The 26,013-nt window shown below is 68.6% G+C and carries 23 protein-coding genes, 1 tRNA gene and 1 pseudogene; 15 read left to right on the top strand and 10 right to left on the bottom strand.

The annotated features are described in order from the left end of the window. Positions 1–9 precede the first annotated feature (9 nt). From AB0H84_RS02460 to AB0H84_RS02435, 6 genes are all read right to left on the bottom strand, one after another. Positions 10–882: a Gfo/Idh/MocA family oxidoreductase gene (locus AB0H84_RS02460; RefSeq protein ID WP_357596943.1), complete on the bottom strand. Its 873-nt coding sequence runs from the start codon at positions 880–882 to the stop codon at positions 10–12. Between the two features lie 26 nt (positions 883–908). Further along, positions 909–1,775, bottom strand: coding sequence for an NAD-dependent epimerase/dehydratase family protein (locus AB0H84_RS02455; protein WP_357596940.1), 867 nt, complete (start codon positions 1,773–1,775; stop codon positions 909–911). A 71-nt stretch (positions 1,776–1,846) separates the two neighbouring features. After that, positions 1,847–2,893 (bottom strand): 2-oxoacid:ferredoxin oxidoreductase subunit beta, encoded by a 1,047-nt coding sequence (locus tag AB0H84_RS02450; protein ID WP_357596937.1) that lies wholly within the window; start codon positions 2,891–2,893, stop codon positions 1,847–1,849. Beyond that, complete coding sequence (locus AB0H84_RS02445; protein WP_357596934.1) at positions 2,886–4,730, bottom strand: 2-oxoacid:acceptor oxidoreductase subunit alpha; 1,845 nt, start codon at positions 4,728–4,730, stop codon at positions 2,886–2,888. The genes AB0H84_RS02450 and AB0H84_RS02445 overlap by 8 nt, the downstream gene beginning before the upstream one ends. Positions 4,731–4,863: 133 nt before the next feature. Then, a complete protein-coding gene (locus AB0H84_RS02440) occupies positions 4,864–4,953 on the bottom strand; it encodes a putative leader peptide (protein WP_357596931.1) in 90 nt (29 codons plus the stop codon). A 33-nt stretch (positions 4,954–4,986) separates the two neighbouring features. Beyond that, positions 4,987–6,543, bottom strand: a complete 1,557-nt coding sequence (locus AB0H84_RS02435; protein ID WP_357596928.1) for a polysaccharide deacetylase family protein — start codon at positions 6,541–6,543, stop codon at positions 4,987–4,989. 230 nt (positions 6,544–6,773) lie between these two features. Here AB0H84_RS02435 and ndhC point away from each other — a divergent pair, with 230 nt between their 5' ends. From ndhC to nuoH, 4 genes are all read left to right on the top strand, one after another. After that, positions 6,774–7,145, top strand: coding sequence for an NADH-quinone oxidoreductase subunit A (gene ndhC, locus AB0H84_RS02430; protein WP_344998413.1), 372 nt, complete (start codon positions 6,774–6,776; stop codon positions 7,143–7,145). A 109-nt stretch (positions 7,146–7,254) separates the two neighbouring features. Next, on the top strand, positions 7,255–7,722 hold the full coding sequence (locus AB0H84_RS02425; RefSeq protein ID WP_345002214.1) for an NADH-quinone oxidoreductase subunit B family protein: 468 nt from the start codon (positions 7,255–7,257) through the stop codon (positions 7,720–7,722). Further along, on the top strand, positions 7,719–8,282 hold the full coding sequence (locus AB0H84_RS02420) for an NADH-quinone oxidoreductase subunit C (RefSeq protein WP_357596926.1): 564 nt from the start codon (positions 7,719–7,721) through the stop codon (positions 8,280–8,282). Before AB0H84_RS02425 ends, AB0H84_RS02420 begins: the two co-directional genes overlap by 4 nt. Further along, positions 8,275–9,216: an NADH-quinone oxidoreductase subunit NuoH gene (gene nuoH, locus AB0H84_RS02415; RefSeq protein WP_357596923.1), complete on the top strand. Its 942-nt coding sequence runs from the start codon at positions 8,275–8,277 to the stop codon at positions 9,214–9,216. The genes AB0H84_RS02420 and nuoH overlap by 8 nt, the downstream gene beginning before the upstream one ends. A 373-nt stretch (positions 9,217–9,589) precedes the next feature. Here nuoH and AB0H84_RS02410 read toward each other — a convergent pair whose 3' ends face one another. Continuing rightward, on the bottom strand, positions 9,590–10,933 hold the full coding sequence (locus tag AB0H84_RS02410; protein ID WP_357596920.1) for a serine/threonine-protein kinase: 1,344 nt from the start codon (positions 10,931–10,933) through the stop codon (positions 9,590–9,592). A 139-nt stretch (positions 10,934–11,072) separates the two neighbouring features. Between AB0H84_RS02410 and AB0H84_RS02405 the strand changes: the two genes are divergently transcribed. From AB0H84_RS02405 to AB0H84_RS02370, 8 genes and pseudogenes are all read left to right on the top strand, one after another. Then, positions 11,073–12,644 (top strand): 4Fe-4S binding protein, encoded by a 1,572-nt coding sequence (locus AB0H84_RS02405; protein ID WP_357596917.1) that lies wholly within the window; start codon positions 11,073–11,075, stop codon positions 12,642–12,644. Continuing rightward, on the top strand, positions 12,641–13,357 hold the full coding sequence (locus AB0H84_RS02400; protein WP_357596914.1) for an NADH-quinone oxidoreductase subunit J: 717 nt from the start codon (positions 12,641–12,643) through the stop codon (positions 13,355–13,357). Before AB0H84_RS02405 ends, AB0H84_RS02400 begins: the two co-directional genes overlap by 4 nt. After that, positions 13,357–13,659: pseudogene (nuoK, locus tag AB0H84_RS02395) on the top strand (NADH-quinone oxidoreductase subunit NuoK); the annotation flags it as partial. The gene AB0H84_RS02400 and the pseudogene nuoK, both read left to right, overlap by 1 nt. A gap of 203 nt (positions 13,660–13,862) precedes the next feature. Continuing rightward, positions 13,863–15,851, top strand: a complete 1,989-nt coding sequence (locus tag AB0H84_RS02390) for an NADH-quinone oxidoreductase subunit L (RefSeq protein WP_357596912.1) — start codon at positions 13,863–13,865, stop codon at positions 15,849–15,851. Then, positions 15,851–17,578, top strand: a complete 1,728-nt coding sequence (locus AB0H84_RS02385) for an NADH-quinone oxidoreductase subunit M (protein ID WP_357597894.1) — start codon at positions 15,851–15,853, stop codon at positions 17,576–17,578. The genes AB0H84_RS02390 and AB0H84_RS02385 overlap by 1 nt, the downstream gene beginning before the upstream one ends. Next, entirely contained in the window at positions 17,575–19,302 is a 1,728-nt protein-coding gene (locus AB0H84_RS02380; protein ID WP_357596910.1) for an NADH-quinone oxidoreductase subunit N, read from the top strand. The genes AB0H84_RS02385 and AB0H84_RS02380 overlap by 4 nt, the downstream gene beginning before the upstream one ends. 173 nt (positions 19,303–19,475) lie before the next feature. Further along, the gene (gene htpX, locus AB0H84_RS02375; protein WP_357596907.1) at positions 19,476–20,327 is read left to right on the top strand and encodes a zinc metalloprotease HtpX; all 852 of its coding nucleotides are present in this window, start codon (positions 19,476–19,478) and stop codon (positions 20,325–20,327) included. A gap of 4 nt (positions 20,328–20,331) precedes the next feature. After that, complete coding sequence (locus AB0H84_RS02370; protein WP_357596904.1) at positions 20,332–21,816, top strand: hypothetical protein; 1,485 nt, start codon at positions 20,332–20,334, stop codon at positions 21,814–21,816. Here the strand turns inward: AB0H84_RS02370 and AB0H84_RS02365 are convergent. Together AB0H84_RS02365 and AB0H84_RS02360 are read right to left on the bottom strand one after the other, a co-directional pair. Beyond that, entirely contained in the window at positions 21,791–22,282 is a 492-nt protein-coding gene (locus tag AB0H84_RS02365; RefSeq protein ID WP_357596901.1) for an NUDIX domain-containing protein, read from the bottom strand. The two genes, AB0H84_RS02370 and AB0H84_RS02365, sit on opposite strands and share 26 nt — an antisense overlap. 126 nt (positions 22,283–22,408) lie before the next feature. After that, on the bottom strand, positions 22,409–22,909 hold the full coding sequence (locus tag AB0H84_RS02360; protein WP_357597891.1) for a YajQ family cyclic di-GMP-binding protein: 501 nt from the start codon (positions 22,907–22,909) through the stop codon (positions 22,409–22,411). A gap of 264 nt (positions 22,910–23,173) precedes the next feature. On the opposite strand from AB0H84_RS02360, the gene AB0H84_RS02355 reads away from it, so the two are divergent. The 3 genes from AB0H84_RS02355 (at position 23,174) to AB0H84_RS02345 (ending at position 25,012) form a co-directional block, all read left to right on the top strand. Next, positions 23,174–23,255: transfer RNA gene (locus AB0H84_RS02355), tRNA-Tyr, on the top strand. 453 nt (positions 23,256–23,708) lie between these two features. Further along, positions 23,709–24,188: a hypothetical protein gene (locus tag AB0H84_RS02350; RefSeq protein WP_357596898.1), complete on the top strand. Its 480-nt coding sequence runs from the start codon at positions 23,709–23,711 to the stop codon at positions 24,186–24,188. A 350-nt stretch (positions 24,189–24,538) separates the two neighbouring features. Next, positions 24,539–25,012 carry a hypothetical protein gene (locus AB0H84_RS02345; RefSeq protein ID WP_357596896.1) on the top strand — a complete coding sequence of 158 codons (474 nt, stop codon included), beginning with the start codon at positions 24,539–24,541 and terminating at the stop codon, positions 25,010–25,012. A gap of 595 nt (positions 25,013–25,607) precedes the next feature. Here AB0H84_RS02345 and AB0H84_RS02340 read toward each other — a convergent pair. Then, positions 25,608–25,997, bottom strand: a complete 390-nt coding sequence (locus AB0H84_RS02340; RefSeq protein WP_357597888.1) for a flavoprotein — start codon at positions 25,995–25,997, stop codon at positions 25,608–25,610. Positions 25,998–26,013 lie beyond the last annotated feature (16 nt).

The following is a 26,013-nucleotide window of genomic DNA, read 5'->3' as shown; positions in this document are numbered from 1 at the left end:
CTTAGACCGTTACAAGTCCCGCCAGACCTGGTCCAACAACCGCTGAAGGTGCACCCCTCTGCGCACGTCGATCGCGTGCGACCGTCCCGTCCTGACCGCCTCCGCGAACTCCGCCCGCAGCGCCGCCCGGGTCGCCTCGTGGTCGGCCGGGATCCGGGCGAAGTCGAGCACCAGCTCGCCCTGCGGGCCGTACAGCTCGTAGACCGTGCGCTTGCCCACCCCCGGCACCTTGCCGCAGAGCGAGAGCTGGCTGACCGCGCCGCCCTCGTGCAGGCACGTGAGCGCGAGGAAGCCGTGCGGGTCGCCCGCGGGGCGGATCTCCTTGATCGGGCCGACGGCCGCGTCGAGCAGGTCGAGCCCGTGCGGTCCCGTGTTGTAGAGCACGCCGTGCCGCACCCGCCACGGATGATCGAGAAAGGGGCCTTCGAGGAACTCGCCGGTGAGCTGGCTCGCCCGCGCCCCCAGCACGGGGAAGTCGCGTGCCCGCGCCAGGAACTCGCGCACGGCGGGCCGGTAGCGGTTGGTCATGACCAGCTGGGTCGGCACGCCGCTCGCGACCCTGGCCAGCTCCTCGGCGGCGGCCAGGTCGAGGGCGAGCGGCTTGTCGAGCAGCAGCGCCCGCCCGGCCCGCGCGGCCTCGGCCGCCAGTTCGGCCTGCGCGTCCGGCGGCACCGCGAACGCCACCGCCTCGCACCTGTCGAGCAGCTCGCGGTAGTCCTCGTAGTACGGCGCCCCGAACCGGTCCGCCAGCGCCCGGCCCGCCTCGGGCCGCCTGGCCCACACCCCGGCCAGCCGGGTCTCCGGACCTCGGGCCAGCATGGGCGCGTGGAAGGTCCCCGCCCACAGCCCGGCGCCGGCCAGCCCCACCTCTATGGGTCTCATCGCAGCCCCGGCTCCACCGCCTTCTCTCATCGGCGGTACCACTCCACGGTGCGGCGGAGCCCGTCCTCCAGCCCCACCCGGGGCCGCCAGCCGATCAGCTCCCGCGCGGCCCCCGGATCGGCCGTCTGCGGCACGTCGAGCGGCCGGTCGGGAACGCTCCCGAACGGCGGCGCCGACTCCTCCCCGGCGATCCGGTAGAGCAGCTCGACCGCCTCCCGCACGGACACCTTCGTCCCCGTGCCCACGTCGAACGCCTGCCCGACCGCCCGCTCGCCCAGCCCGGCCAGCGCGAACGCCTCGACCACGTCATCGACATAGACCCAGTCCACGAGCTTGGACCCGCTGGTCAGCCGCGGTCGCTCGCCCCTGATCAGGGCCAGCGTCACGTACGGCACCAGCTTGGCGGTGTCGCGCTGGCCCGGCCCGTACACCATGGTCGGGCGCACGATCGTGTAGGGCACGTTCCAGAGCCGGTGGTACAGCTCGGCGTACCCGGTCGCCGCCGCCTTGGCCATCGCGTACGGCGACGGCGGCGGCGCATGCCCGTTGCCCGGCCGCGGCTCCTCGCTCGACCCCGCCAGCACCACCCGGCACCCGGTTCCGGCCGCGGCCGTCAGCACGTTGACCGTGGTCCTGAGGTTGCCCTCCAGCGTCGGCCCCACGACCGACACGTCCCTGGCCCCGTTCACCTCACTGGCCAGGTGGAAGACCACCTCGGGGCGGACGGCGGCGAACAGCCCGTCCACGGCCCGCGGATCGCGCAGGTCGTGGCCGCTCCCGGTGCGGCTCGCCCCGTGCACGTCGGCGCCCAGCTCCGTCAGCCGCCTGACCAGGCGCGCGCCGATGAACCCCGAGGCTCCTGTCACCAGGGCCCGCCTGCCATGCCACTCCACGAACGCCCCCCTCTGGCCGGCGGGCATACGAAAAGGGGCCCGCGCGAACGGGCCCCATCAAATCGTGAATATCAGGCTATGCGCCAGGTGTCGCCACCCATCAGCAGCTCGCCCAGGTCGCCGGGCCCCTTCTGGGCGACGGCCTCCTCGAGCTGCTCGGCCATCAGCACGTCGTACGCCGGCCGGTCGACCTGGCGGAAGATCCCGATCGGCACGTGCTCGAACGCCGGCTCGTCCAGCCTGCTGAGCGCGAAGGCCACCGACGGGTCGGGGTTGTGCGCGTCGTGCACGAGGATCTGGTCCTCGCTCACGCCGTCGCGCGCCACGACCTCGATGCCGCCGTTCGCGGCGCGCACCACGGCCTTGGAGGAGCTCACGATCGGCTGACCGTGCTCCAGGCGCAGCGTGATGTCGTCGCGGACGTCGGGGTCCTTGAGCTGCTCGAACGCGTTGTCGTTGAAGATGTTGCAGTTCTGGTAGATCTCCACCAGCGACGTGCCGCGGTGCGCGGTGGCCTCGCGCAGCACCGACTGCAGGTGCTTGCGGTCGGAGTCGATGGTGCGGGCCACGAACGACGCCTCGGCGCCGATGGCCAGCGAGATCGGGTTGAACGGCTTGTCCAGCGAGCCCATCGGCGTGGACTTGGTGATCTTGCCGACCTCGGAGGTGGGCGAGTACTGGCCCTTGGTCAGACCGTAGATCCTGTTGTTGAAGAGCAGGATGTTCAGGTTGACGTTGCGGCGCAGCGCGTGGATCAGGTGGTTGCCGCCGATGGAGAGCGCGTCGCCGTCACCGGTGATCACCCACACGCTCAGGTCCGGCCGGGAGGCGGCCAGACCCGTCGCGATCGCGGGCGCGCGGCCGTGGATCGAGTGGAACCCGTACGTGTTGAGGTAGTACGGGAACCGCGACGAGCAGCCGATGCCCGAGACGAACACGATGTTCTCGCGCCTGAGCCCAAGCTCCGGCAGGAAGCTCTGCACCGCGGCCAGGATCGCGTAGTCACCGCAACCCGGGCACCAGCGGACCTCCTGGTCGGACTTGAAGTCCTTGAGGCTCTGCTTGACGTCGGTCTTGGGGATGAGCGACAGGCCCTTCCCGTTCAGCAGCTCAGTCACTTTCGATCACGTCCTGGATGACTCCGGCCAGCTCCTCCGCCTTGAACGGGAGCCCGCGCACACGGTTGTAGCTGATCACGTCGACGAGGTAGCGGGCCCGCAGCAGCAGGGCCAGCTGGCCGAGGTTGATCTCGGGCAGCAGCACCTTGTCGTAGTGCTTGAGCACCTCGCCGGTGTTGGCGGGCAGCGGGTTGAGGTGGCGCAGGTGGGCCTGTGCGACCTTGCCGCCGCTCCTCCTGATCCGCCGGACGGCCGCGGCGATCGGCCCGTACGTCGAGCCCCACCCGATGACCAGCACCTTCGCGTCGCCGTCCGGGTCGTCGACCTCCAGCGGAGGAACGTCGATGCCGGCGATCTTGGCGGCTCGCGTGCGGACCATCAGGTCGTGGTTGTTCGGGTCGTAGGAGATGTTGCCCGTGCCGTCGGCCTTCTCGATCCCGCCGATGCGGTGCTCGAGGCCGGCCGTGCCCGGGATGGCCCAGGGGCGGGCGAGCGTCTCGGTGTCGCGCTTGTACGGCAGGAACTCGCCGTCGGCGCCGTTCGGCTCCTTGGTGAACTCCTGCGAGATGTCCGGCAGCTCCGAGATCTCGGGCAGGCGCCAGGGCTCCGAGCCGTTGGCCAGGTAGCCGTCCGAGAGCAGCATGACCGGAGTGCGGTACTTGACGGCGATCCTGGCCGCCTCGATGGCCGCGTCGAAGCAGTCGCTCGGCGACATCGGCGCCACGATCGGCACCGGCGACTCGCCGTTGCGCCCGAACATGGCCATCAGCAGGTCGGTCTGCTCGGTCTTGGTCGGCATGCCGGTGCTCGGCCCCGCACGCTGCACGTCCACGATGATCAGCGGCAGCTCGGTGGTGACCGCCAGGCCGACGGTCTCGGCCTTCAGCGCCACGCCGGGGCCCGAGGTGGTGGTCACGCCGAGCGCTCCGCCGAACGCGGCCCCGAGCGCCGCGCCGACACCGGCGATCTCGTCCTCCGCCTGGAAGGTGCGGATGCCGAACCGCTTGTGCTTGCTGAGCTCGTGCAGGATGTCGCTGGCCGGGGTGATCGGGTAGGAGCCCAGGAACAGCGGCAGCTTGGACTGCACGCTGGCGGCGATCAGGCCGTACGCCAGGGCCTGGTTGCCGGAGATGTTGCGGTAGACGCCAGGGGAGAGCTTGGCGGGCTTGACCTCGTAGGAGACGGAGAAGGACTCGGTGGTCTCGCCGTAGTTCCAGCCTGCCTGGAAGGCCGCGATGTTGGCCTTGGCGATGTCGGGCTTCTTCGCGAACTTCTGCTCGAGGAACTTGACGGTGTGCTCGGTCGGCCGGTGGTAGAGCCAGCTGAGCAGGCCGAGGGCGAACATGTTCTTCGAGCGCTCGGCGTCCTTCTTGGACAGCTCGAAGCCCTCGAGTGCCTTGACGGTGAGGGAGGTCAGCGGCACCGCGTGCACGTGCCACTCGCTGAGCGACTCGTCCTCCAGCGGGTTGGCGTCGTAGCCGACCTTCTGCAGGTTGCGCTTGGTGAACTCGTCGGTGTTGGCGATGATGTCCGCGCCTCTGGGCAGGTCGCCCAGGTTGGCCTTGAGCGCGGCCGGGTTCATGGCCACGAGCACGTTCGGCGCGTCGCCGGGCGTGAGGATGTCGTGGTCGGCGAAGTGCAGCTGGAAGCTCGACACGCCGGGCAGGGTGCCTGCGGGCGCGCGGATCTCAGCGGGGAAGTTGGGGAGCGTCGACAGGTCGTTGCCGAACTCCGCCGTGCCTGCCGTGAAGCGGTCGCCGGTGAGCTGCATACCGTCGCCGGAGTCTCCGGCGAATCTGATGATCACACGGTCGAGCTGCTGCACCTGCTTAGTCACAGCTCAGTCCTCCTCGACGCGCCGAAGCGCGGTTGCCTTGGGCGCGGCGTTCTCTGTTTCCATGCTAAATCCTCGGAAGGTCACGCGTTTGTGTCCCGCAAAGAGCGGGTAAACGCGGTAGACGCGGTCTGAGTCAGGGTGAGGCGGGAGAACGACGACACAGCCCGGACGCGAGCCTGCAGAGGTCGACATGCAGGCGGGCGTAGAGGGCGGTTCGGGTCACGAACGCCAACTATACGTCCCCCCAACACGTGTCTTACGTCAGGGGCTGCTTACCCGGCAGCTCGTTTCCCGACCCGTACAAGCGTCCGGCCTGCATCCCCGCAGGGCCGTACAGCTCAGGAACGGTGACGAAGCTGTAACCCTTCCCGCGCAGCCTTTCGATGATGTCCGGAACGGCGTCAACCGATTCCCGATGGATGTCGTGCATGAGAATGATCGCACCTGGATGCGCCCGACGCACGGCAAGGTCGACGATGTCGCGGGCTTTCTCTTCGAGCTGATCCTTGGTGTCGACATCCCACGTGACCAGCGCGATCCCCTCCTGGGCGGCGACGTCGCGCAGCTCCTGGCTCACGGCCCCGTACGGCGGCCGCAGGAGCGTCGGTTTCTGCCCGATGGCGGCCTCGACCGCGGCCTCGGTACGCCCCAAGGAGTCGGCGATCTTGATGACCGGCTGTTTCGAGAGGTCCCTGTGCGCCCAGGTGTGGTTGCCGATCAGATGTCCTTCGGCGCTCATCCTTCTGAGCAGCCCGGGCTGGGCGGCGGCGTTGATGCCGACCGTGAAGAACGTGGCCCTCGCATGACCTGCCCGCAGCAGGTCGAGCACTCTGGCGGTCTGAGGTCCCGGCCCGTCGTCGAACGTCAGCGCCACGCACTTGGCCTTGGCGCAGTCCACGGTCCCCGCCTGGTTGCTGACGGCCTGCGGGATGCCCGTGGGCGCCGGCGTGACCGCATACGGCGCGTCGAGCTTCCCGCTGTCCTGGGCTTGCTCTTCCACGCTCTCCTGGGCCCGCTCTTCCACGCTCTCCTGGGCCCGCTCTTTCACGCTCTCCTGGGCCCGCTCTTTCACGCTGTCCTGGGCCCGCCGCCCGAACGCGGACAGCAGCGGTCGTGCCTGCCGCTCGGGGATCGCCACGGCGAGCCGCCCCAGCGAGCACGGCCCGATCTGGCAGTCGTCGAACTCGACCACCAGGTCCCCGGCCTGGTTGAACGCCAGCGAGTCGAACTGGTCGCCGCTCGCCCTCACCTCGTCCCGCACGACCTGGGACCCGCGGTTCCCGAGCTGCTGCCGTACCAGCTCCGCGAGGCGGTTCAGGGCGTCCTTGCCGTCGAGCAGCCCGGTGGACTCCACGGCCCTGCCCTCGACCGGGTCGAACCAGTACGTACGGGTGGAGTTGCCCCAGCTCGCGCCCAGGAACACGCTGGTGCGCAGCCGTACCGCGATCGCCCGGGGGGACTCGGCGGCCAGCTGCCACTCCACGTTCAGCTCGGGCCGCGGGTAGGCGTGGGGGTCCTTGGCCTGCCCGCGGAACTCGCGCCACTGCTGCTCGACCTGGGCGCGCAGCGCCTCGTTGAGCGCGGGGGCGTTCTGGAGCTCGGGGTAGCTGATGTGCACATATCGGCCGCTGGTGGAGTGGCCTTCGGTCAGCGTCCTGGTGGACAGGCCGGCGATCGACGTGGGGTCGACAAAGTCGATCATCGTCGGCTCTGCCGGGACCATGACGCTGCTCTCGGAGGAGGCGGCCAGCCCGCAGCCGGTGGCCGAGAGGGCCAGCAGAGCGATTCCGGGGACGAATCGCTTCATGTGCATGTTTGTCAGGGTATGTGGTTGATCTTCCGGTTTACCTCGTCTTGACATGATCGCTCCCGAGGCTTTGGCTGCGCTGGGTAACGAGGTGGAGACGGCTTCCATCGCTTTGACCGCTTACGGCCCCATTTCCACCCACAGCTTCTGGCCCAGCCCATGCCTCGGGAACCCCAACCCTGCGCTCTCATATCGGGTAGGGGTTTGCGGATGGGGTGTCGGGTTACCATCTCGGCATGGACGGCTATTTCGGGTCATACGTGCTCGTTGCCGCACTGCTCGCCATCGGCGTCGCCATCGTGGCCGGAGCCCTGATGGCCAACCGCCTCCTGCGCCCGACCCGTCCCACCCCGGAGAAGCTGACCACGTACGAGTGCGGGGTCGACCCGGTCGGCGAGGGCTGGGCGCAGTCGCAGGTCCGCTACTACGTTTTCACGTACCTTTACGTGGTGTTCGCGGTGGACGCCGTCTTCCTGTTCCCCTGGGCCACGGTCTTCGACGCCCCCGGCTACGGGCTGACGACGCTCGTGGAGATGTTCGTCTTCCTCGGCTTCATCGCCCTCGGCATCCTGTACGCCTGGCGCAAGCGCGTGCTCACCTGGACCTAGCGCGCTTTTCTTTGCCTGACCTGCGATTAGCGCAAGAATGGACAGTATGGCAGAGACGGATCTCCCGATGCCCACGGTGGGCCCAGTCTCCAGGTTGGCGCCCAAGCCGATGCGCTTTGTGCTCAACTGGGGCAGGCGCTATTCGCTGTGGGTGTTCAACTTCGGGCTGGCCTGCTGCGCCATCGAGTTCATCGCGACCTCGACGAGCAGGCACGACTTCATCCGGTTCGGTGTGATCCCGTTCGCGAACGGCCCGCGCCAGGCCGACCTGATGATCGTCTCGGGCACGGTCACCGACAAGATGGCGCCGGCCGTGAAGCGGCTCTACGAGCAGATGCCCGACCCGAAGTACGTCATCTCGTTCGGCGCCTGCTCCAACACCGGCGGGCCGTACTGGGACTCCTACTGCGTGACCAACGGCGTTGACCAGATCATCCCGGTCGACGTCTATGTGCCCGGCTGCCCGCCGCGGCCCGAGGCTCTGCTCTACGGCATCATGAAGCTCCAGGAGAAGATCGCCGGAGAGAAGCTCAGCGACCGCTACGTGTGGTCCCGCTCCCACGCGGAGGACGCGTGACCACCTCCACCGAAGGGTTTTCGGAGCGGTTCGGGGGCTTCGGTGGGGATCGTGTGGAGATCTCGGAGTCGTACGGCGACACGACGGTCGACGTGGCCCCCGCCGACTGGATCGAGCTGCTGACCTACGTCCGTGACGATCTCGGCTACGCCTTCTTCGACTGGCTGACCGGCGTCGACGACCCTCCGGACGCCTTCGCCGTCGTGGCCCACGTCTACAACCCGGCCGCCGGCGAGCGCCTGCTGCTCCGCACGCGCGTTCCTCGCGAGGACCCCCATCTGCCCAGCGCGGTGGGCGTCTACCGGGGCGCGAACTGGCACGAGCGCGAGACGTACGAGATGTTCGGCGTGATCTTCGACGACCACCCCAACCTCGTGCCGCTCCTGCTGCCCGACGGCTTCGAGGGCCATCCGCTCCGCAAGGACTTCATCCTGGCCGCCCGCGTGGCCAAGCCGTGGCCCGGCGCCAAGGAGCCCGGCGAATCAGGACACGGAGCCCCGAGCCGCCGCAGGACGCTTCCACCAGGAGTCCCACCCGACTGGGGGCCGCCCGATGATTGACGTGGTGCTGAGCTTCGCCGTCATCCTCATCGTCTTCCTCGTGCTGCCGCTGATCGTGGGGCAGACCGAGCACAAGGTCATGGCGCACATGCAGTCGCGCCTGGGTCCCATGTACGCGGGGCGCTTCCACGGATGGGCACAGCTCATCGCCGACGGCGTCAAGTTCGCCCAGAAGGAGGACGTCATCCCGGCTGCGGCCGACCGCCGCATCTTCATGATCGCGCCTGGCGTGGCCCTCGTCCCCTACCTGGTCGTGCTGATCGCCATCCCCATCGACCGCGGCCGCGTCGCCGTCGACCTCGACCTCGGCCTCTTCTTCGTCCTCGCCGTCATGGGCGTCGGCGTCCTCGGCGCGATCATGGCCGGGTGGGCTTCGGCCAACAAGTATTCGGTGCTCGGCGGCATGCGTGCGGCCGCCCAGCTCATGTCGTACGAGCTGCCGCTGGTGCTGGCGGCCTCCTCCGTCGCGATGGCGGCGGGCACGCTGTCGATCCCCGCCATCGTCGAGGCGTGGCAGTGGTGGTGGCTGCCGTGGCAGGCCGTCGGCGGCGTCGTGTTCTTCCTGGCCGGGCTGGCCGAGCTCCGCCGCCCTCCCTTCGACATGCCGATCGCCGAGTCCGAGATCATCATGGGCCCGATGACCGAGTACACGGGCATGCGCTTCGCGCTCTTCATGCTCTCCGAGTACGTCGGGATCGTGGTCCTGTCGTTCCTGACCACCGTCCTGTTCCTGGGCGGCTGGCACGGCCCGTTCCTGCCGGGCTGGCTGTGGACCCTGGTCAAGGTCTTCCTGCTGTCGTTCGTCGTGATCTGGCTGCGCGTCACCTACCCCCGGCTCCGCGAGGACCAGCTGCAGAAGCTCGCCTGGGCCGTCCTGGTGCCCCTCGCCCTGGCGCAATTGGCGCTGACCGGCGTCGTCAAAGTCCTCATCTGAGCCCCTGGCGCGCGGAAACTTTACTTTTTCCTTATTCGTCATAGCTGGGCAGGGGGCCGCTTAGGGGGATGACCAGTGAACCAGCTCGTTCCGTTAGCCGGCGCGACCAAAGACAGCCGCTGCCCGCAAACTGTTCTGACGTCGGACGGCCGGACTCTGACCGTCATCGACAACGCCTCGGACCTATCCGTACGCGTGACGCCTGCCGGCCTCTACCGCTACGACTGCCTGGAGAGAGCCGAGACCGTCCAGGGCGTGGCGGCCCTGGACGCGGACGGCCTCGTCCTGCTCGACCTCCCGGCTCAGTGGTATGAACCCGACCTGGTGGAGTTCGCCCGCAAGGCCGGCATCTTGGGCCGCCTTCGCTGGCCACTCAATGCACGATCGCGAGCATCACATCGGAAGCCGAAGGCCGATCGTCGGGGCGCTTGTTCAGGCACGCCCCCACCACCCCCCGCAGCGCAGGCGGCAACGGCGATAAGTCCGGATGGTAGGTGAGCACCCGGTTGAACACCGCAGGCACGGTGTCCTCCCCGAACGCCGGCCGCCCCGTGGCCGCGAACATGATCGTCACAGCCCAGCTGAACACGTCCGAAGCCGGGCCCACGGCCTCCCCGGTCAGTTGCTCAGGCGACATGTACGGCGGCGTCCCGACCATCTTCCCCGACGTCATCATCGTCATCTGATCGAGCGCCCTGGCGATCCCGAAGTCGATCACCCGCGGCCCGTCGTTCCCGATCAGCACATTGCTCGGCTTGAAATCGCGATGCACGATTCCCGCCTTGTGGATGGCCGCCAGCGCTCCGGCTGTGGATAACGCCAGCCGGGTCAGACTGTCCTCGTCGCGCGGCCCGTGCTTCTTGACGAGCTGCTCCAGCGAGGGGCCCTCCACGTATTCGCTGACGATGTAGGCATGCTGCCCGGAGATGTTCACGTCGAGCACACGGGCTGTGGAAAACGTGGCCACCCGCCGGGCCACGTCCACCTCTCTCGCGAACCTGGCCCGCGCCGTCTCGTCGACGAGATCGTGCAGCACCTTCACCGCCACCCGCGCCCCGTTGGGCGCCGCAGCCAGGTAAACCGCCCCCTGCCCCCCGCGCCCGAGCGACCGGAGCACCCGATAGTGCCCTATCCATTCGGGCTCCCCGGGCCGCCGCTGCTGGGATCCCTGCTCCCCGGAATGCCGCCGGTAGGGGTCAGGCCGCCCAGGCTGCCGCGGATGGGACGGGGGCTCCGCAGGACCCCGCTGGTAGGACGGGGGCTCTGCAGGACGCCGCTGGTAGGACTCCGACTCGAACTCCCGATGCCGCTGCTGATAGCTGGGCGACGTGGTCCGCTGGCGCAGATCCATGTGCGACTGATGCGTCGACCCTTGAAGAGGCGCCCAACGCCGTGCCTTCACCATGGCGGGCACCAGGATCCCCGAGTGAATCACCCCGCCGATCCAGCTGATCACCAGCCCGAGCGAGACCAGCACGGAGAGCGTCTCAGGAATGTCCTCGAAGGTGTCGTACGCCAGCGCCGCGATCACGAACGATCCGATGCAGACCAGATAGGCGGAGGCCGCGAAGACCTGCCAGATGCTCCGCAGCCAGAACGCGGCGAACCCGATGGTGAACGGGGTCGCCAGCCCGCACGTGAACAGGGGTAGGCAGGCCCACACGACGGCGGCCGCCCACGCCCCGCCCCCGGGACGGACCTGATGGCTCTGCTGCATGGCCGAGAGACTATCGCCCCGCTGCGGTTCATATCGGGCATGAATACAGCTTGTGGATAACCTCCCGCTAACCTGTGGATGGCTGTGGAAAAACTGGGGACAACACCCCCGCTCGTTCACCTGCGAGGCGAGTTGGGTCATGATGTTGAACATGGCGCGGATACCGGGAGTCGGACTGGCAAAGGGACTGTCCATCACCCTTCGCCACATGCTGCGCAAATCGGTGACCCAGCAGTACCCCGAAGTGCAGCCCGCCCTCCCGCCCCGCAGCCGCGGCGTCATCGCCCTGGTCGAGGAAAATTGCACCTCTTGCATGCTCTGTGCCCGAGAGTGCCCCGACTGGTGCATTTACATCGACTCCCACAAGGAGACGATCCCGGCCCCCGAGGGCGGCCGCCCCCGCCAGCGCAACGTCCTCGACCGCTTCGCCATCGACTTCTCGCTCTGCATGTACTGCGGCATCTGCATCGAGGTGTGCCCCTTCGACGCCCTCTTCTGGTCTCCGGAGTTCGAGTACGCGGAAGGCGACATCCGCAATCTCATCCACGAAAAGGACAAGCTGGCCGCCTGGACCCAGACGGTCCCTCCACCTCCGGCCCACGACCCAGGCGCCGAACCCCCGAAGGAACTCACCGCCGCTCCCCGCCGCCCCGCGACCGCCCGCACGCCGGCCAGACCCACATCCGGTACGCCAGACCGCCCCCAGGAGCCAAGGACGCCGCGGCCCGCAAGCACGACTGAAGAGCCCACGACGGGATCCCCGGCCACGCAGCCCCGCCAAAGCGCCCAGCTCAGGACCTCGGAGACGGGGCCTGCAACAGGCGCTGAAGGCACGCGGTCCACGGCAGGCGCTGAAGGGAAGCCGTCCACGGCAGGTGCTGAAGGGAAGCCGTCCACGGCAGGTGCTGAAGACATGCCTTCCACAGCAGGCGCTGGAGGCACGCCTTCCACAGCAGGCACCGAAGCTCCGCAGCCCCCCGCGGGCACCGCAGGTCCGCAGTCCGCAGCGAGCGCCGCCGAAACGCAGCCCAAGCCCGCCCGCCCCACACAGCCCGCCGGCCCCACACAGCCCGCCGGCCCCACACAGCCCGCCCGCCCCACACAGCCCGGCGCCACCCAGCCTGGAGCGACGCAGCCCGGCGCCACGCAGCCCGGCCTCACGCAAGCCGAGTCCGGTGCCGAGGATGCCGGCGCGGCAACGAGCGCCCCTGGATCGGATCAGGCCACTCCTGCACGTCCTCAGGGCGGCCACGGGCGCCCACGCCGCCCCATGCAGAACGTACGGGGAATCCGCCCTCCAGGCGCCCTCCCGTCCCGCCCTCAGGACGAGACCTCCACCTCAGCCGCCGAGGACCGACCGCTCACCCGCCCCGCCACGCCAGGCGAGCCGACCGCCGACGCCTCCGCAGAGGCCGAAGCCGGCGCCGACATGCCCACAGAGGCCGAAGCCGGCGCCGACATCCCCACAGAGGCCGCCCCGACCACCGACCCTTCCGCCGAGCAGCCGCCCCAGGACTCGGTTTCATCCACAGGCCGGCCGTCCCCGGAAAAGTTGTCCACAGCCTCGGGCGTACCGCAACCGGAGCCCGAGCCGAAGCAGCAGACTTCTGCCGCGAGCCCTCGCAGACGCAAGATGGCCGATCCACGGTCCATCCGGCCACCCGGGCGGCTCGGCCCTGACGAGACAAGGGAGTCCGAGGAGGAGTCGTGACCGAAGCGGTGCCCTCCTACCTGTCACCCACCGGGCAAGAGATCGTCTTCTTGCTGCTGGGCGCGGTGGCGGTTGGATCGGCGCTGCTTGTCGTCACGACCAGACAACTCGTCCACGCCGCCCTCTGGCTCGTGGTCTGCTTCGGCGCCTTGGCAGGCGGCTATCTCGTTCTGACCGCCGAGTTCGTGGCCTGGGTCCAGGTGCTGATCTACGTAGGCGCGGTGGTCGTGCTGCTGCTGTTCGGCATCATGCTCACCCGCGCTCCCATAGGCCGGTCCGCAGACCTCGACAGCGGCAACCGCCTCGTCTCGGCCCTGGTGGCGGTGGCAACGGCAGTCGTCCTCGTCATAGTAGTGATCGACGGTTTCCGCACGGCGTACACACCGCTACGCCCAGGCTCAGGCGCCGCCAAGGAGTTGGGCGCCAGCGTGTTCGCCACCTGGGTCCTGCCCTTCGAGGCGCTGTCGGTGCTCCTGCTCGCGGCCCTGATCGGCGCCATCGTCCTGTCCCGCACCGACATCCCCGGAGCCCCACCACCTGACCGGGCCGGCGGCAACGGCAACTCGCCAGATGCCCACACCGGAGCGAACCCACCGTCGGCAGAGGACACGTCACCATCCACTGCTGCTTCGCCGGCTCCCCGCACCCGTGACAACGCGGTGTCCGACCCGACCGGGGGCAATCCGCCGCCCGATCAGACCGGGGGTCTTTAGTGCACATCGTCTACCCGGCGGTCGTCTCCGCGCTCCTCTTCTCTGTCGGCGTCTACGGCGTGCTCGCCCGGCGTAACACGATCCTCGTGCTGATGTCGGTCGAGCTGATGCTCAACGCCGTCAACCTCAACCTGGTCGCGTTCGACGTGTGGCTGGGCGACCGCCTGCACAGCGGCCAGGTCCTCACCCTGTTCGTCATCGTCATAGCGGCCGCCGAAGTGGGGCTGGGCCTTGCGATCGTGCTGGCGCTCTACCGCAACCGCCGCACCGTCGACATCGACCACCTCCGCGACCTGTCCGAGCCCCTCGACGAACCCTCGACCGCGCCGGCACCCCCGAACACGTCCGCCGACCACCCCGCGTCATCCCCGGAGGCACCCGCCGACGAGCCCTCAAGCAGGCCGGCACCCGCGGATCCGCCCGCCGAGGCCCCCTCGTCCTCTCCAACGGCACCGGTACGCGGCCAGGCCGGCAGCGAGCACCCCATCAAGCGAGGTGGCAGGCTATGACGACGTACCCGCTCATCGCCGTGCTCCTGCCGTTCCTGGCCGCAGCCGCGGGCCTGCTCCTCTCCCGATGGCCCCACCGGCGCCCCACCCGCGAAGCCGACGCAGCCGAGGCCGCCGCAGCCAGAGCCACCGCAGCCGGGGCGGCCGAGGCAGTCAGGGCGGCCGAGGCGGTCCAGGTGGCGGCGGGCGAACGGGCCAACACCAGGGCGGCCTGGATCGCCGTCCTCCCGACGGCCGTCTCGGCGTTCCTGGCCGCCTGGCTCGCCTGGGGCCCCGGCTTCGCCTTCCTCCACGGCATCGCCACCTCCCCACCACCCACAGGCCCGACGTACGGCACGATCGTCACCGGCGGCGTCCCGATCACGCTCACCATCCAGGCCGACAACCTGTCGAGCATCCTCGGCGTCCTGGTGACCGCCGTCGCCCTGGCCGTACAGGTCTACTCGGTCGGCTACCTCAGGGACGACCCGCGCTACCCCTCTTACAGCGCGTTCATCAGCCTGTTCACCAGCGCCATGCTCCTGGTCGTCTACGCCGGCGACCTCCTGGTCCTCTACGTGGGCTGGGAGATCATGGGCCTCTGCTCCTACCTCCTCATCGGCCACTGGTGGGAGGACCGGAGCAATTCGCGGGCGGCGGTCAAGGCGTTCCTCGTCACCCGCCTGGGCGACGTCGGCTTCCTCTTCAGCATCTTCGTGCTCGGCCTGGCGGCGGGCAGCTTCCGCATCAGCGACGTGCTGGCGAAGGTGCCGGAGATGTCCACGGCCACGCTGGTGACCGCCACGATGCTCCTCCTGGCAGGGGTGGCGGGCAAGAGCGCGCAGGTCCCGCTGCACACCTGGCTCCCCGACGCGATGGCGGGCCCGACGCCGATCAGCGCATTGATCCATGCCGCCACCATGGTCGCCGCCGGGATCTTCATCGTGGCCAGGCTGTTCCCGGCGTTCCTCGCCGCCCGGCCCACGCTCGATGTGCTCGCCGTCGTCGCCGCCCTCGGCATGCTGGGCGCCGCCCTGGCCGCGCTGGCCCAGGACGACCTGAAACGCGTCCTCGCCTACTCCACGATCAGCCAGCTCGCGTACATGGCAGGCGGGCTGGCCGCGGGCTCCGACCGGGCGGCCATCTTCCACCTGCTGACGCACGGCGCGTTCAAGGCCCTGCTGTTCCTCTGCGCGGGCGCGGTGATCCACCACGTGGGCTCCAACCTGATGACCCAGATGGGCGGTCTGCGCCGCGAACTCCCGGTGACGTTCGTGACGATGACGATAGGTTTCGCCGCGTTGATGGGCGTCCCTCCGGCCAGCGGCTTCTTCAGCAAGGACGGCATCCTGCTGGCCATGGACGGCGCCCTGTCCAACGGGAGCCTGACGGACGCGGCCGCCCTCCTCCTGTACGGGTGCGCGCTCGCGACCGTGGCCGTCACCGGCGCGTACGCCGCCAGAGCCTGGCTGCGCACGTTCTTCGGCGAGGCTCGGGTCGTGGCGCTCCCGGAGCCGGAGCCCGGCACGGCCCACGTCGTGGACGTCACCGAGGCCCCTCGCACGATGCTCGTGCCCGTCATCGTCCTCGCCGTCCCGGCCCTGCTGCTGGGCTTCGCCGGCGAGTTGCACCTGGACCTCGGCGTGGCGGCCATCAGCGTCGTGCTGGCCGCGCTCGGCGCCGGGGTCGTCTACGCGTTCTGGCGCATCGACCCCATCGCCGACCCGGCCCGCCTGCTCGGGCCGCTGCGGGTGCCGTGCGAGCGGGCGTTCTACGTGGACGGCCTCTACGCCACGCTGTTCGTCCGCCCGATCCTGGCGCTGTCCAGGCTCGTGGTCAGAACGGACGACGTGGTCGTGGACGGAGCGGTGCGCGGATCAGGCAAGTCGGCGCGCGGATTGTCCGGAGTGCTGCGACTTGCCCAGAACGGCAACGTCCAGCTCTACGTGAGCGGCGTGCTGGCCGGTGTCCTGCTGATCGCGGTGGGGGCGGTGGTGTTCACATGATGGGCTGGCTTCCCGTCGCGCTGCTGGCGGTGCCGCTGCTCGGCGCGCTCGTGCTTCTCCTCGTGCCGCACACGCTCCGCCCGCTGCTGCACACGTACGGGCTGGCCCTGTCGGGCGTCACCCTGGCACTCGCCGTCCTGCTGGCGGCGACGTTCGACTACGGCCGCGGCGCGCGGATCCAGTCAGAGGTGGACCTGCCGTGGATCCCAGGTCTGGACCTGCGCTTCCACCTCGGCGTCGACGGGATCTCGCTGCCGCTGATCGTGCTGACCGCCCTGCTGACGTTCCTCTGCTTCGTCCACCTTTGCTGGGGCGGCGCGCGGCGGGCGTTCGTGAGAGCGAGGCCGAGGGCGCTGGTGTTCACGCTGCTCGTGCTCGAAGTAGGCATGATCGGTACGTTCCTCGCCCTCGACCTGCTGCTCTTCTTCGTGTTCTTCGAGATCGTCCTCGTCCCGATGTACTTCCTGATCGGCATCTGGGGCGGTGCGGGGCGCCGGGCGGCGTCGATCAAGTTCATCCTGTACACGCTGCTCGGCTCGGTCGTGATGCTCCTCGGCCTGCTGCTCGTGTGGACCCGGACCGGCACACTCGACATCGAGGCGCTGAGCGCGGCCCACGGCGCCGGTATGCCGAGATCCGTGCAGATCCTGGCGTTCGTGGCGATCGGCATCGGCCTGGCGGTGAAAACTCCCATGTGGCCGCTGCACACGTGGCTGCCCGACGCCCACACGGAGGCTCCCACCACGGGCTCGGTGCTGCTCGCCGGCGTGCTGCTGAAGATGGGCACGTACGGTTTCGCCAGGATCGCCATCCCCATCCTCCCCGAGGGGGCGATGGCGGTGGCGCCGTGGCTCGGCGCGTTCGCCGTGGTCGGCATCGTCTACGGCGCCCTCGCCTGCCTCGCCCAGCGTGACCTCAAACGCATGATCGCCTACTCGTCGGTCGGTCACATGGGCTTCGTCCTGCTGGGATTCGCCACGCTGACCCCGGTGGGCATCAACGGCGCCCTCTTCGCGAACGTCGCCCACGGCCTGATCACCGGCCTGCTCTTCTTCCTGGCCGGGGGGATCAAGGACCGGTACCACACCGCCGACATGCCCTCGCTGGGCGGCGGCATGCTGGCGACGCTGCCGCGGCTGGGATCGGTGCTCACGTTCGCGGCGATCGCCTCGCTGGGGCTGCCGGGGCTGGCCGGGTTCTGGGGCGAGATGCTGGCCCTGTTCGGGGCGTTCCAACCGGCGAACGGGCTGCCGCGAGCGCTGTTCCTGACGTACATGGTGATCGGGGGCCTCGGCGCGGTCCTGACGGCCGCGTACTTCGTCGTCATGCTGTCCCGCATCACCCATGGCCGTCCCCAGGCAGCCACCGGGGCACCCGCGGACGCCCAGCCGGAAGCGGAGCCGTCGGAGGGGCCGGAAGAGGAGCCATGGGAGGGCCCCTGGGAGGGCGTCACTCCCGACGAACGCCCCGTCGTACCGCTCGGCTCGCCGGAGAAACGCTCCGCGACGGCCACCTTGAAGCCAAGCCCGGCACCACTGCCCCCCGACGAACCAACCGGCACCGAACCGACGCCCGGCGCGCGGCGGACGGTGGATGACATCAGAAGCTACGAGCTGCTGGCATGGACTCCGCTGGTGGTCCTGATCCTGCTCTTCGGGCTCTGGCCGGGACTGCTGTTGTCGCTCACCACGCCGGCCGTCCAGACCCTGCTGGGAGCCGCCTCGTGATCCAGCAGATCGATTATTTCGTGATCGCGCCCCCGTTGGCGCTCGCCCTGGTGGCCGGGCTGGTGCTGCTGCTGGACGCGTTCCTGCCGGCTCGCCCCCGCACGAAGACCGTGCTGGGACTGGTCACGCTGGCAGGCGTGCTGATCGCCCTGGGTCTCGTCGTCACCCAGGCGATCAGGGGCGGCCCGCCGCGGTCGACCTTCTGCGTCCCGGCCGACCTCGCCGCGCCCGCCGGGCTGTGCTCCTTCGTGGTGGACCGGTTCACGCTGGTGTTCGCGGGCATGGTGCTGGTCGCGGCCGTGGTGATCGTACTGATGTCGATGACCGAGCTGGCGGCCGGCGGCATCCCGGTCGGGGAGTGGTACTTCCTGCTCCTCTGCACCCTCGTCGGCGCGGTGACGCTGCCCGCGTCCCGAGACCTGATCATGCTCGTGGTGGCGCTCGAGCTCGTCTCGCTGCCGGTCTTCGCCCTCACCGCGATGAAGCGGTACGACGGCCGCTCCTCCGAGGCCGCCGTGAAGCTCTTCGTCGTGTCGGTCGTGTCGACGGCCGTCATGCTGTTCGGGGTGTCGCTGCTGTACGGCATCGCGGGCACGGTCTACCTGTCCCGCCTGGCGGCCGTGTTCAGCGGCCGGGCCCCGGCGCCCGGCGTCGCCGCGGGCACGGCGCTGGCGGCCGGCCAGGACCTGCCTGCCGTCGGCACGGTCGGCGTCGTTCTCGTGGTGGCGGGATTCGCCTTCAAGATCGCTGCGGTGCCGTTCCACTCCTGGGCCGCCGACGTTTACCAGGGCGCTCCCGTCCCCGTGGCCGCCCTGCTCTCGGTGATCTCCAAGGCGGCCGGATTCGCCGGGCTGATCCTCGTGCTGGTCACCGGACTGTCCGGGCAGGCCGCCACCTGGGCGCCCATCATGGGGATCATCGCCGCGCTGACCATGACCGCGGGCAACCTGCTCGCCATGCGCCAGCGCTCCGCCGTACGCCTGCTGGCCTGGTCCTCCGTCGCACAGTCCGGCTACATCCTGGCGCCCCTCGCGACGGCGGCAGCGGCCACAGCCCAAGGCGCCACGGCCACCGCCGCACTCCACGCCCCGACCGCCGCCACCGCCGCACTCCACACCCCAGCCGCCGCCACCGCCGCACTCCACGCCCCGACTGCCGCCACCGGACCCGCCACCGCCACACTCCACACCCCGGCTCTCACGGCCGTGATGGACTCGGCCACACCCCCGGAGACCATGCCCATGGGGGCGATCAGCGCCTCCATGGCATACCTGGTCATCTACGCCGCCATGAACCTCGGCGCGTTCGCGGTGGTCATGCTCGTCTCCAGGACCGCCACCCGCAACGAGCTCGACGACTACCGCGGCCTCGCGTTCCGGCGTCCGGCCGCAGGGCTGGCGCTGGCGTTCTGCCTGGTCTGCCTCGCCGGCCTCCCGCCGGGCCTGGCCGGGCTCTTCGCGAAGGTGTTCGTCTTCCGCGAGATCGTCGAAGGCGGCTCGGGCTGGCTGGCACTGATCATGGCCGTCAACACCGTGATCGGCCTGTACTACTACGCCGTCTGGGCGGCACGGCTCGTCACCCCTGCGAAAGCAACGGCACCCACCCGGCATCGACCGCCTCCGGCGACATGGCTGGCCATCGGCCTCGCCCTGGTGGCGGCCGTCCTGTTCTCGATCGCCCCCCAGCTGGTCCTGAACATGACCTCTTTCTCAGCCTTCGGCTGAGCCCCGGGCCAGGCACCCGAGAAGCCGTGCCCGTACAAGACACGGTCGTCACCGGAAGGTCGCGGTGAGCCCCCACTCGAGCACGGCGCGACACGGACGAGGGACGGTTGGGGAACGATGGACCGGGTCATCGTCGTTGGACCAGATGAACCCAGACCACGAAGGGGGGAGTCTTGCACCACAACGGTCTGCGCACCGCCGTTCTGCTCGGCGGCCTGTCGGCGCTGATTGTCGCGGCGGGCGCGTGGTTGGGCGGCGGCACCGGTGTGCGGATCGCGTTCGTGCTGGCACTGCTGGGCAACGGCTTCGCCTATTTCTTCTCCGACCGCATCGCCCTGTCGGCCATGCGTGCCAGACCGGTCAGCGAGGTCGAGCAGCCCACGCTCTACAGGATCGTCCGAGAGCTCTCCACCCAGGCACGCCAGCCGATGCCACGCCTGTACATCTCCCCGACGGTCCAGCCGAACGCCTTCGCGACCGGCAGAAGCCCTCGCCAGGCCGCGGTGTGCGTGACGTACGGTCTGACGCGGCTGCTCGACGAGGCGGAGCTGCGCGGAGTGATCGGGCATGAGCTGTCGCACGTGTACAACCGGGACATCCTCGTCTCCTCCGTGGCCGGAGCCCTGGCCACGATGATCACCTGGCTCAGCTATGTGGCCGTGTTCTTCGGCGGCTCGGACGACGACGAGGGGCCGGGCTTCCTGGGCGCGCTGCTGATGATGGTGCTCGGACCGGTGGCGGCCGGGATGGTGCAGATGGCGATCTCCCGTACGAGAGAGTTCCAGGCCGACGAATCGGGCGCCAGGCTCACAGGAGACCCGCTCGCCCTCGCCTCGGCACTCCGCAAGATCGAGATGGGCGCCCGCAGGCTTCCGCTCCCCGAGAACAGCCGCCTGACCTCCGCCTCCCACATGATGATCGCGAACCCGTTCAGCGGCTCCGGGTTCGGCCGCCTGTTCTCCACGCACCCGCCCACGTCCGAGCGGGTCGCCCGCCTCGAGCGCATGGCCGGCTACCGACGCTGACCACATGCGCCGATTGACCAAGGCGGAGCGGAGGCTCTGGAACGCGTTCCCCACCGGCGAGACCGTCGAGCTGGGCCCCTTCACGATCGGGACCAGCCGCGCGGCCGGGGCGAACGCGCCCACAAACGGTCACATGTGGGGCCGCGAACGTTCGATCAGGGCCGAGGTGATCGCCCAGCTGCTGCTCGGCGCCCACGACGCCGGCACCGGCTCCGTCCCGGCGGTTCGCTTACGCGGCGCCAGGATCATCGGCCAGCTCGCGATCGTCGGCGGCACGATCCCGCACCAACTCATCCTGAGCGGCTGCCATCTGGACGAACCCATCCGTTTCACCGACTCCACCACCCGCACCGTACGCCTGACCGACTGCCATCTCCCAGGGCTCAGCGGCGGCGGCATGCGGGTGGCCGGGCACCTCAGCCTGTCCGGCTCGAACATCACCGGCACCGTCCGCCTGAACCGGGCCCAGTTCGAGAGCGGCCTCTGGCTCGGCGGCACCAAAGTGGTCGCCGACGACGACGAAGACTGGGCGCTCTATGCGAACGCCGCCGTCGTGGACTCCGGCACCTATCTGCGCAACGCCGACTTCACCGGAGGAATCGGCCTGGCCGGCTCCCGCCTCAACGGCGGACTCTTCCTGCAAGGCGCGACTCTCCGCAATCCCGGCAAGAACGCACTCGCCGCCGACAACATGGTCGTCGAGGACATCATGCGCTGCACCGACGGATTCGAGGCAGCGGGCTGCGTACGGTTACGCGGCGCCCGAATCAACGGCACGCTCTCGCTCGGCGGAACCATCCGAAGTCCGGACACCCGCTACGCCCTCCACGCGAGTCACATGGAAGTTCGCGAGCTCTACCTCAAGCCCGCAGAGCCCATCGAAGGCGTGGTCACCCTCGCCCACACCACACTCGGCACGCTGCACGACGATCCAGCCACGTGGCCCGAGAAGCTACGCCTCAACGGCCTGACCTATCACCGTCTGCGCGGTTCAGGCGTGACCCGACGAATCGATTGGGTAAGGCGCGATCCGGAGGGGTTCAGACCGCAGCCGTACGAGCAACTGGCCGCCTGGTACCTCAGCGACGGCAACGACGCCCTCGCCCGCCGCACCCAACTCGCCAAACTCCGCGCCAGGCGGCAGACGCAGGGCCTTAGGGGCCGGGCATGGGGGCGGCTGCTCGACGTCACCGTCGGGTACGGCTACCGTCCCTGGCTCGCGGGCATGTGGTTCACGCTGCTGCTGGCACTCGGGACCATCGTCTTCACCGTCAACCCTCCCAGAGCGCTCAAACTCACCGAGAGCCCCGATTTCAATGCCTTCGCCTACACCTTTGACCTTCTGCTCCCGATCCCCGCATTCGGGCAACGAGAGCTGTTCGACCCGGGTGGGTGGACGCAGTGGCTCGCGTACGGACTGGTCGTTTCCGGCTGGATCCTGGCAACGGCCCTCATAGCAGGCGCTACACGGATCCTCCGCCCTCAGTGACCGGCGAACCGGCAGTGATCTTACGCATGATGGACACAAGATCTTCGGGATAGAAGACCTCGTCGGTGCTCTCGAGCTCCTCCGCGCTCCACCACCGATAGGCCGTCGTCGTATCCTTCTCGATCTGCTCCATGTGATCAAACGACACGACCGCGTCGTCGCCCACCCGGATCGCGAAGAACGTCTGATCCTGTGTGATGGCGTACTCGGCCCAGCAGAACTCGATCACGCTGCTGCCGTACGGACCGCTGAACTCGTCCGCATTCGCCCGGATCCCGACCTCCTCGAACAGCTCACGCGCCGCCGCCTCCTGCAGCGTCTCGCCGTCCTCCGCGGCCCCACCGATCGTGAACCAGAACGGCTGATCCGGCTGCGCCGGATCAAAGCCATAAAGCAGGAGAACTCGATCTTGGCCGTCAATGGGCAGGGCACGCGCCGTAAAGCGACGCAGGGGGATCTTCGTCACGATTACCGAGCTTACGGCCGAGACGGACGAGGCCCTGCGGCCGAGACGGCTCACGGTCGAGCGGCGGCACATCGAGGCACCACGCACCTCGGACGTGCCACCCGCCCGGCTCCGGCTCCACGCCGATCAGCGGTAGTTCACAAACTGCAGGGCGATGTCCAGATCCTTGCCCTTCAGCAGCGAAATGACCTCTTGGAGATCGTCCTTCTTCTTCGAGCTGACCCGAAGCTCCTCGCCCTGAATCTGCGCCTTGACCCCCTTCGGCCCTTCGTCGCGGATCAGCTTGGAGATCTTCTTGGCGTGCTCCTGGTCGATGCCCTCCTTCAGGCTGACCAGCATGCGGTATTCCTTGCCCGACAGCTTGGGCTCGCCCGCGTCCAGGATCTTCAGCGACAGACCCCTCTTGACCACCTTCTCCTTGAACACGTCGAGCGCGGCACTCGCCCGCTCCTCACTGTTCGCCTTGATCTCGATGTTGTCCTGCCCAGACCAACTGATCGCGGCCCCGGTCCCCTTGAAGTCGAAGCGGTGCCCGATCTCCTTCACCGTCTGGTTCAGGGCGTTGTCGACCTCTTGGCGGTCGATCTTGCTGACGATGTCGAAAGATGAATCGGCCAAAACACCCATCCTCTCAGCTGCGAAAGCACTACCCGGATCCTGCTTCGCCGCCGTACGCGAAACGCGAGGGATCCAGCGCACGAGCCTAGCCAGCATCGGCCCGCCGCGCAGGACGCCGCCCCCTTGCACGGCAGACCATCCCCCTTCGCCCCTCCCACACCCGCACCGTTTCGGCGCACCACGTAGCGGCCATCCGGCTGGGGACAAACTGGTGTCACGTCCACCCCTGAAGTCCGCTATTCTTCTGTGTGTCGCCGCGAGAGCGGAAGACAAGGCAGGTTGCCCGAGTGGCCAAAGGGAGCGGTCTGTAAAACCGTCGGCTCAGCCTACGCAAGTTCGAACCTTGCACCTGCCACACCAGCAGAAAGAGGCCCTTCATCAGCGGAAACGCGGTGAGGGGCCTCTCTCGTTGATCGCCCGTATGTGCCCGCGATTCCCCCTGTGTTCCCGTGGCATCTGGCACGGATCTGGCACGGCGATCACGGGTTCCCCCGTGCGGACGCACGCACCCCTCCCGCGGGAAGAGCCGGTCCGCCTCAGCCACTGACTACGTTCGGCTTGTCGAGATCATCTCGGAGCCTGAGGCCCCCGCCGGAGGCGTCTTTGGCTAGGGGGCGTTCCAAGGGGGCTGAACAGGCCGGCGCCGACCGAGGGACGCCACTGGTGCTACGACGAGGCGAGGTCGGGTGGTGGAAGCGGCCGTTTTGCTGTGGTGGCGCGGTGGTGCTGGGTATGCCGTTGCAGGAGATTCCTCCGCCTGTGGGGTCCCTACAATCCGGATGATCCGTTCTGGCGGGAAGTCTGGTCGGTGCTGGAGCGGGCGCGGGTTGCTTCTGGGGCTGGGCCAAGGGGTGAGTTCACTCGTGAGGAGTACGAGCGGGCTTGTGCTGAGCTGGAGCTGATCCCGTTGAGTGACGAGAAGTGTTTCAGCCCGGAGATCAAGGATCGTCGTGCCGGCCCGCCTGAGCACACCTTCGTTGAGACGGTCTTTCGGCGGCTGGCTCATGATCGTGGGTGGGGGATCCTGGCTCAGCTTCGTGAGGAGCGTAAGGAACTGCGCTGGGAGTTCGAGCGGCGGTTCCCGCGTGGGATGTCGAGGCAAGAGTATGAGCAGGTGTGCGTAGAGCTTGGGCTACAGCCTGCGCCGGATGAGTCCATTCGGGCCATGGCAGCCACCTACCTTGCACGGGAGGAGATCGAGGACCTCCCCGACATCAACCTATTCGTGGCGAACCGCCGGGACATGGGTTTTCGCAGCGAGAGACGCCGCGGAGATTCGGGAGCGTAATCGCAAACGGGTTGACATCCTGCTTGCAAAGACGTACGACGATCTTACTCGGCCTGCTGTAGCGCAGCTCAGCACACTGATCGCACTCCACGTGGCTCCCCGCTGTTCCCTCTGATCTCCCGCCTTGTCGGGGACGCAACGGGCACGCTGAATGGGACAGCGATCACGGCTCTGAGCTGTGGGGTCGCTTTGACTCGCGTTCTCGGTGGCACCTGAGTACGACTTGTGGTTATCGTCTCGCCAGGCGATGGGGTCGATCGCACGGTAACGGGCGGGGCCTCTGGGTGCACGGACTGAGCCTCCGAACCTCATCGCCGTTCAGCGTTACGGTCACCCACTACGATCAGGCCATGGGTATCCAGCTCGCGCAGTTTCGTCTATATCGGTACACGAGCGCCGAAGAATGTCAGCACCAATTGCTGGTCCGAGTGAATCGGCCAAGCTACCCGAACTACGATCAGTCGGCCGAAGACGCGGCTGAGGATTTCGCGGATTCCGCGGCCCATCACCTTCGGACCTGGTGGCAGCGCTGGCTGTTGCCCCGTGACTGCCGCCGTGAACACGAGTCCCGGCTGATGAACGTCTTACACGAGGCCATTTCGGAAGAACTCGACGGCCCTGGCTTGAGAGAAATGTTGGTATGGGAGACGGCGATCGATGACGATCCGGTCATCGGCGCGGCCTCTACGGAAGAAGAGTTCTGGCGCCAGCTGAACGACTACTACGGGCCGGACGATCTACCCACATCCGCGCGGCAGGTTGTCTGCCACTCCGTCTATTTCCTGACCGAACAGGACGGAGCAGGTGATCTCCGCGACGCCTGACACCCAAGCCAGCATCAGACTCCCGAGCGGGATTACGCGGTCGACCAAGGAGCGCGCCGTCGGTTCTACCCCGCCCCCACCGCGGCACGCGGGGAGCAGCCGTAAGACGTGCAAGCCGCGCCACTCCTCATCAGCCAGATCATGACCACTCGACATATGGACACCAACAACAAGACCGCAGAGACAGCCCCTAATACCCGCTCATGGCACAGCGCTCAGGCGGCTCTCCTCTCGCGCGACGCGCACCCCGCGTGCACATTCGCCCGCTGCGACGCCCTGGCCGAAGACTCCTTGTGACCTATGGGCGTACTCTCACCAGCACGGCGTTCAGCCACGTTTCCGGTGATCCAGGGTGAGGAACGAACCCTGGATCGTCGATCGCCCCCAAGCACATGCGTTGGCCAGCCATGCCGTGGCGATCGTAAGGGCCGCATCTGTGTGGCGGCGCGGCAACCACGCCAGCTGCCTCCGGTTCGTGCGGCGGGCGGCCCGGTGTCCCGCCGCCGTTCGGGACCGGCCCCCAGGCCGCACGCCCGGACGGCGGGCGGGCGGAGGGCCGGGGGTGCGGCGGCGCGCCGCGCCGCCGCCTTGATCCCTATGAGATCAATTCGGCAAGTTCTGTGAGTGCGCGTTTCCAGGGGTAGGCGTCGATGCGGTCGGCTCCCGAGTTCGGCGGATGCGGCTCGAATTGGCCTGGGCCGAACAGGACGCGCACGCCATCGGCGCGTAGGTCTTCGATGCTGCGGCGGAAGGGTGTGCGAGAGGCGAGGGCGCTGTTGACGAAGGGTAGGACGACAACAGGGATGCCCAAGCCTGGCGCTTCCGAGAGGACGCCTAGGGCGTAGGTGTCGGCGATGCCCTGGGCGAATTTGTTGATCGTGTTGTAGGTCGCCGGGGCAACAATGATCGCGTCGGCACGGGGTGACTTCGGTTCGTCCGGCTTGCGGTACTGGCTGCGGACGGGGTGGCCGGTCTGCTTCTCCAGGGCGGGGATGTCGATG

Origin of the sequence: Nonomuraea sp. NPDC050786, from assembly GCF_040654115.1 — a bacterium.
Lineage (GTDB): Bacteria > Actinomycetota > Actinomycetes > Streptosporangiales > Streptosporangiaceae > Nonomuraea.
Note: the sequence above shows the minus strand (reverse complement) of the source record. Positions and strands in the feature narration are given on the sequence as shown.

Excerpts from the sequence above, each read along its gene's own strand:
- AB0H84_RS02345 (WP_357596896.1), top strand. The coding sequence starts at position 24,539 with ATGGGTATCCAGCTCGCGCAGTTTCGTCTATATCGGTACACGAGCGCC.
- AB0H84_RS02405 (WP_357596917.1), top strand. The coding sequence starts at position 11,073 with ATGATGTTGAACATGGCGCGGATACCGGGAGTCGGACTGGCAAAGGGA.
- AB0H84_RS02435 (WP_357596928.1), bottom strand. The coding sequence starts at position 6,543 with ATGCACATGAAGCGATTCGTCCCCGGAATCGCTCTGCTGGCCCTCTCG.
- AB0H84_RS02385 (WP_357597894.1), top strand. The coding sequence starts at position 15,851 with ATGGGCTGGCTTCCCGTCGCGCTGCTGGCGGTGCCGCTGCTCGGCGCG.
- ndhC (WP_344998413.1), top strand. The coding sequence starts at position 6,774 with ATGGACGGCTATTTCGGGTCATACGTGCTCGTTGCCGCACTGCTCGCC.
- AB0H84_RS02370 (WP_357596904.1), top strand. The coding sequence starts at position 20,332 with ATGCGCCGATTGACCAAGGCGGAGCGGAGGCTCTGGAACGCGTTCCCC.
- AB0H84_RS02390 (WP_357596912.1), top strand. The coding sequence starts at position 13,863 with ATGACGACGTACCCGCTCATCGCCGTGCTCCTGCCGTTCCTGGCCGCA.
- AB0H84_RS02460 (WP_357596943.1), bottom strand. The coding sequence starts at position 882 with ATGAGACCCATAGAGGTGGGGCTGGCCGGCGCCGGGCTGTGGGCGGGG.
- AB0H84_RS02410 (WP_357596920.1), bottom strand. The coding sequence starts at position 10,933 with ATGCAGCAGAGCCATCAGGTCCGTCCCGGGGGCGGGGCGTGGGCGGCC.
- nuoH (WP_357596923.1), top strand. The coding sequence starts at position 8,275 with ATGATTGACGTGGTGCTGAGCTTCGCCGTCATCCTCATCGTCTTCCTC.
- AB0H84_RS02360 (WP_357597891.1), bottom strand. The coding sequence starts at position 22,909 with ATGGGTGTTTTGGCCGATTCATCTTTCGACATCGTCAGCAAGATCGAC.
- AB0H84_RS02425 (WP_345002214.1), top strand. The coding sequence starts at position 7,255 with ATGCGCTTTGTGCTCAACTGGGGCAGGCGCTATTCGCTGTGGGTGTTC.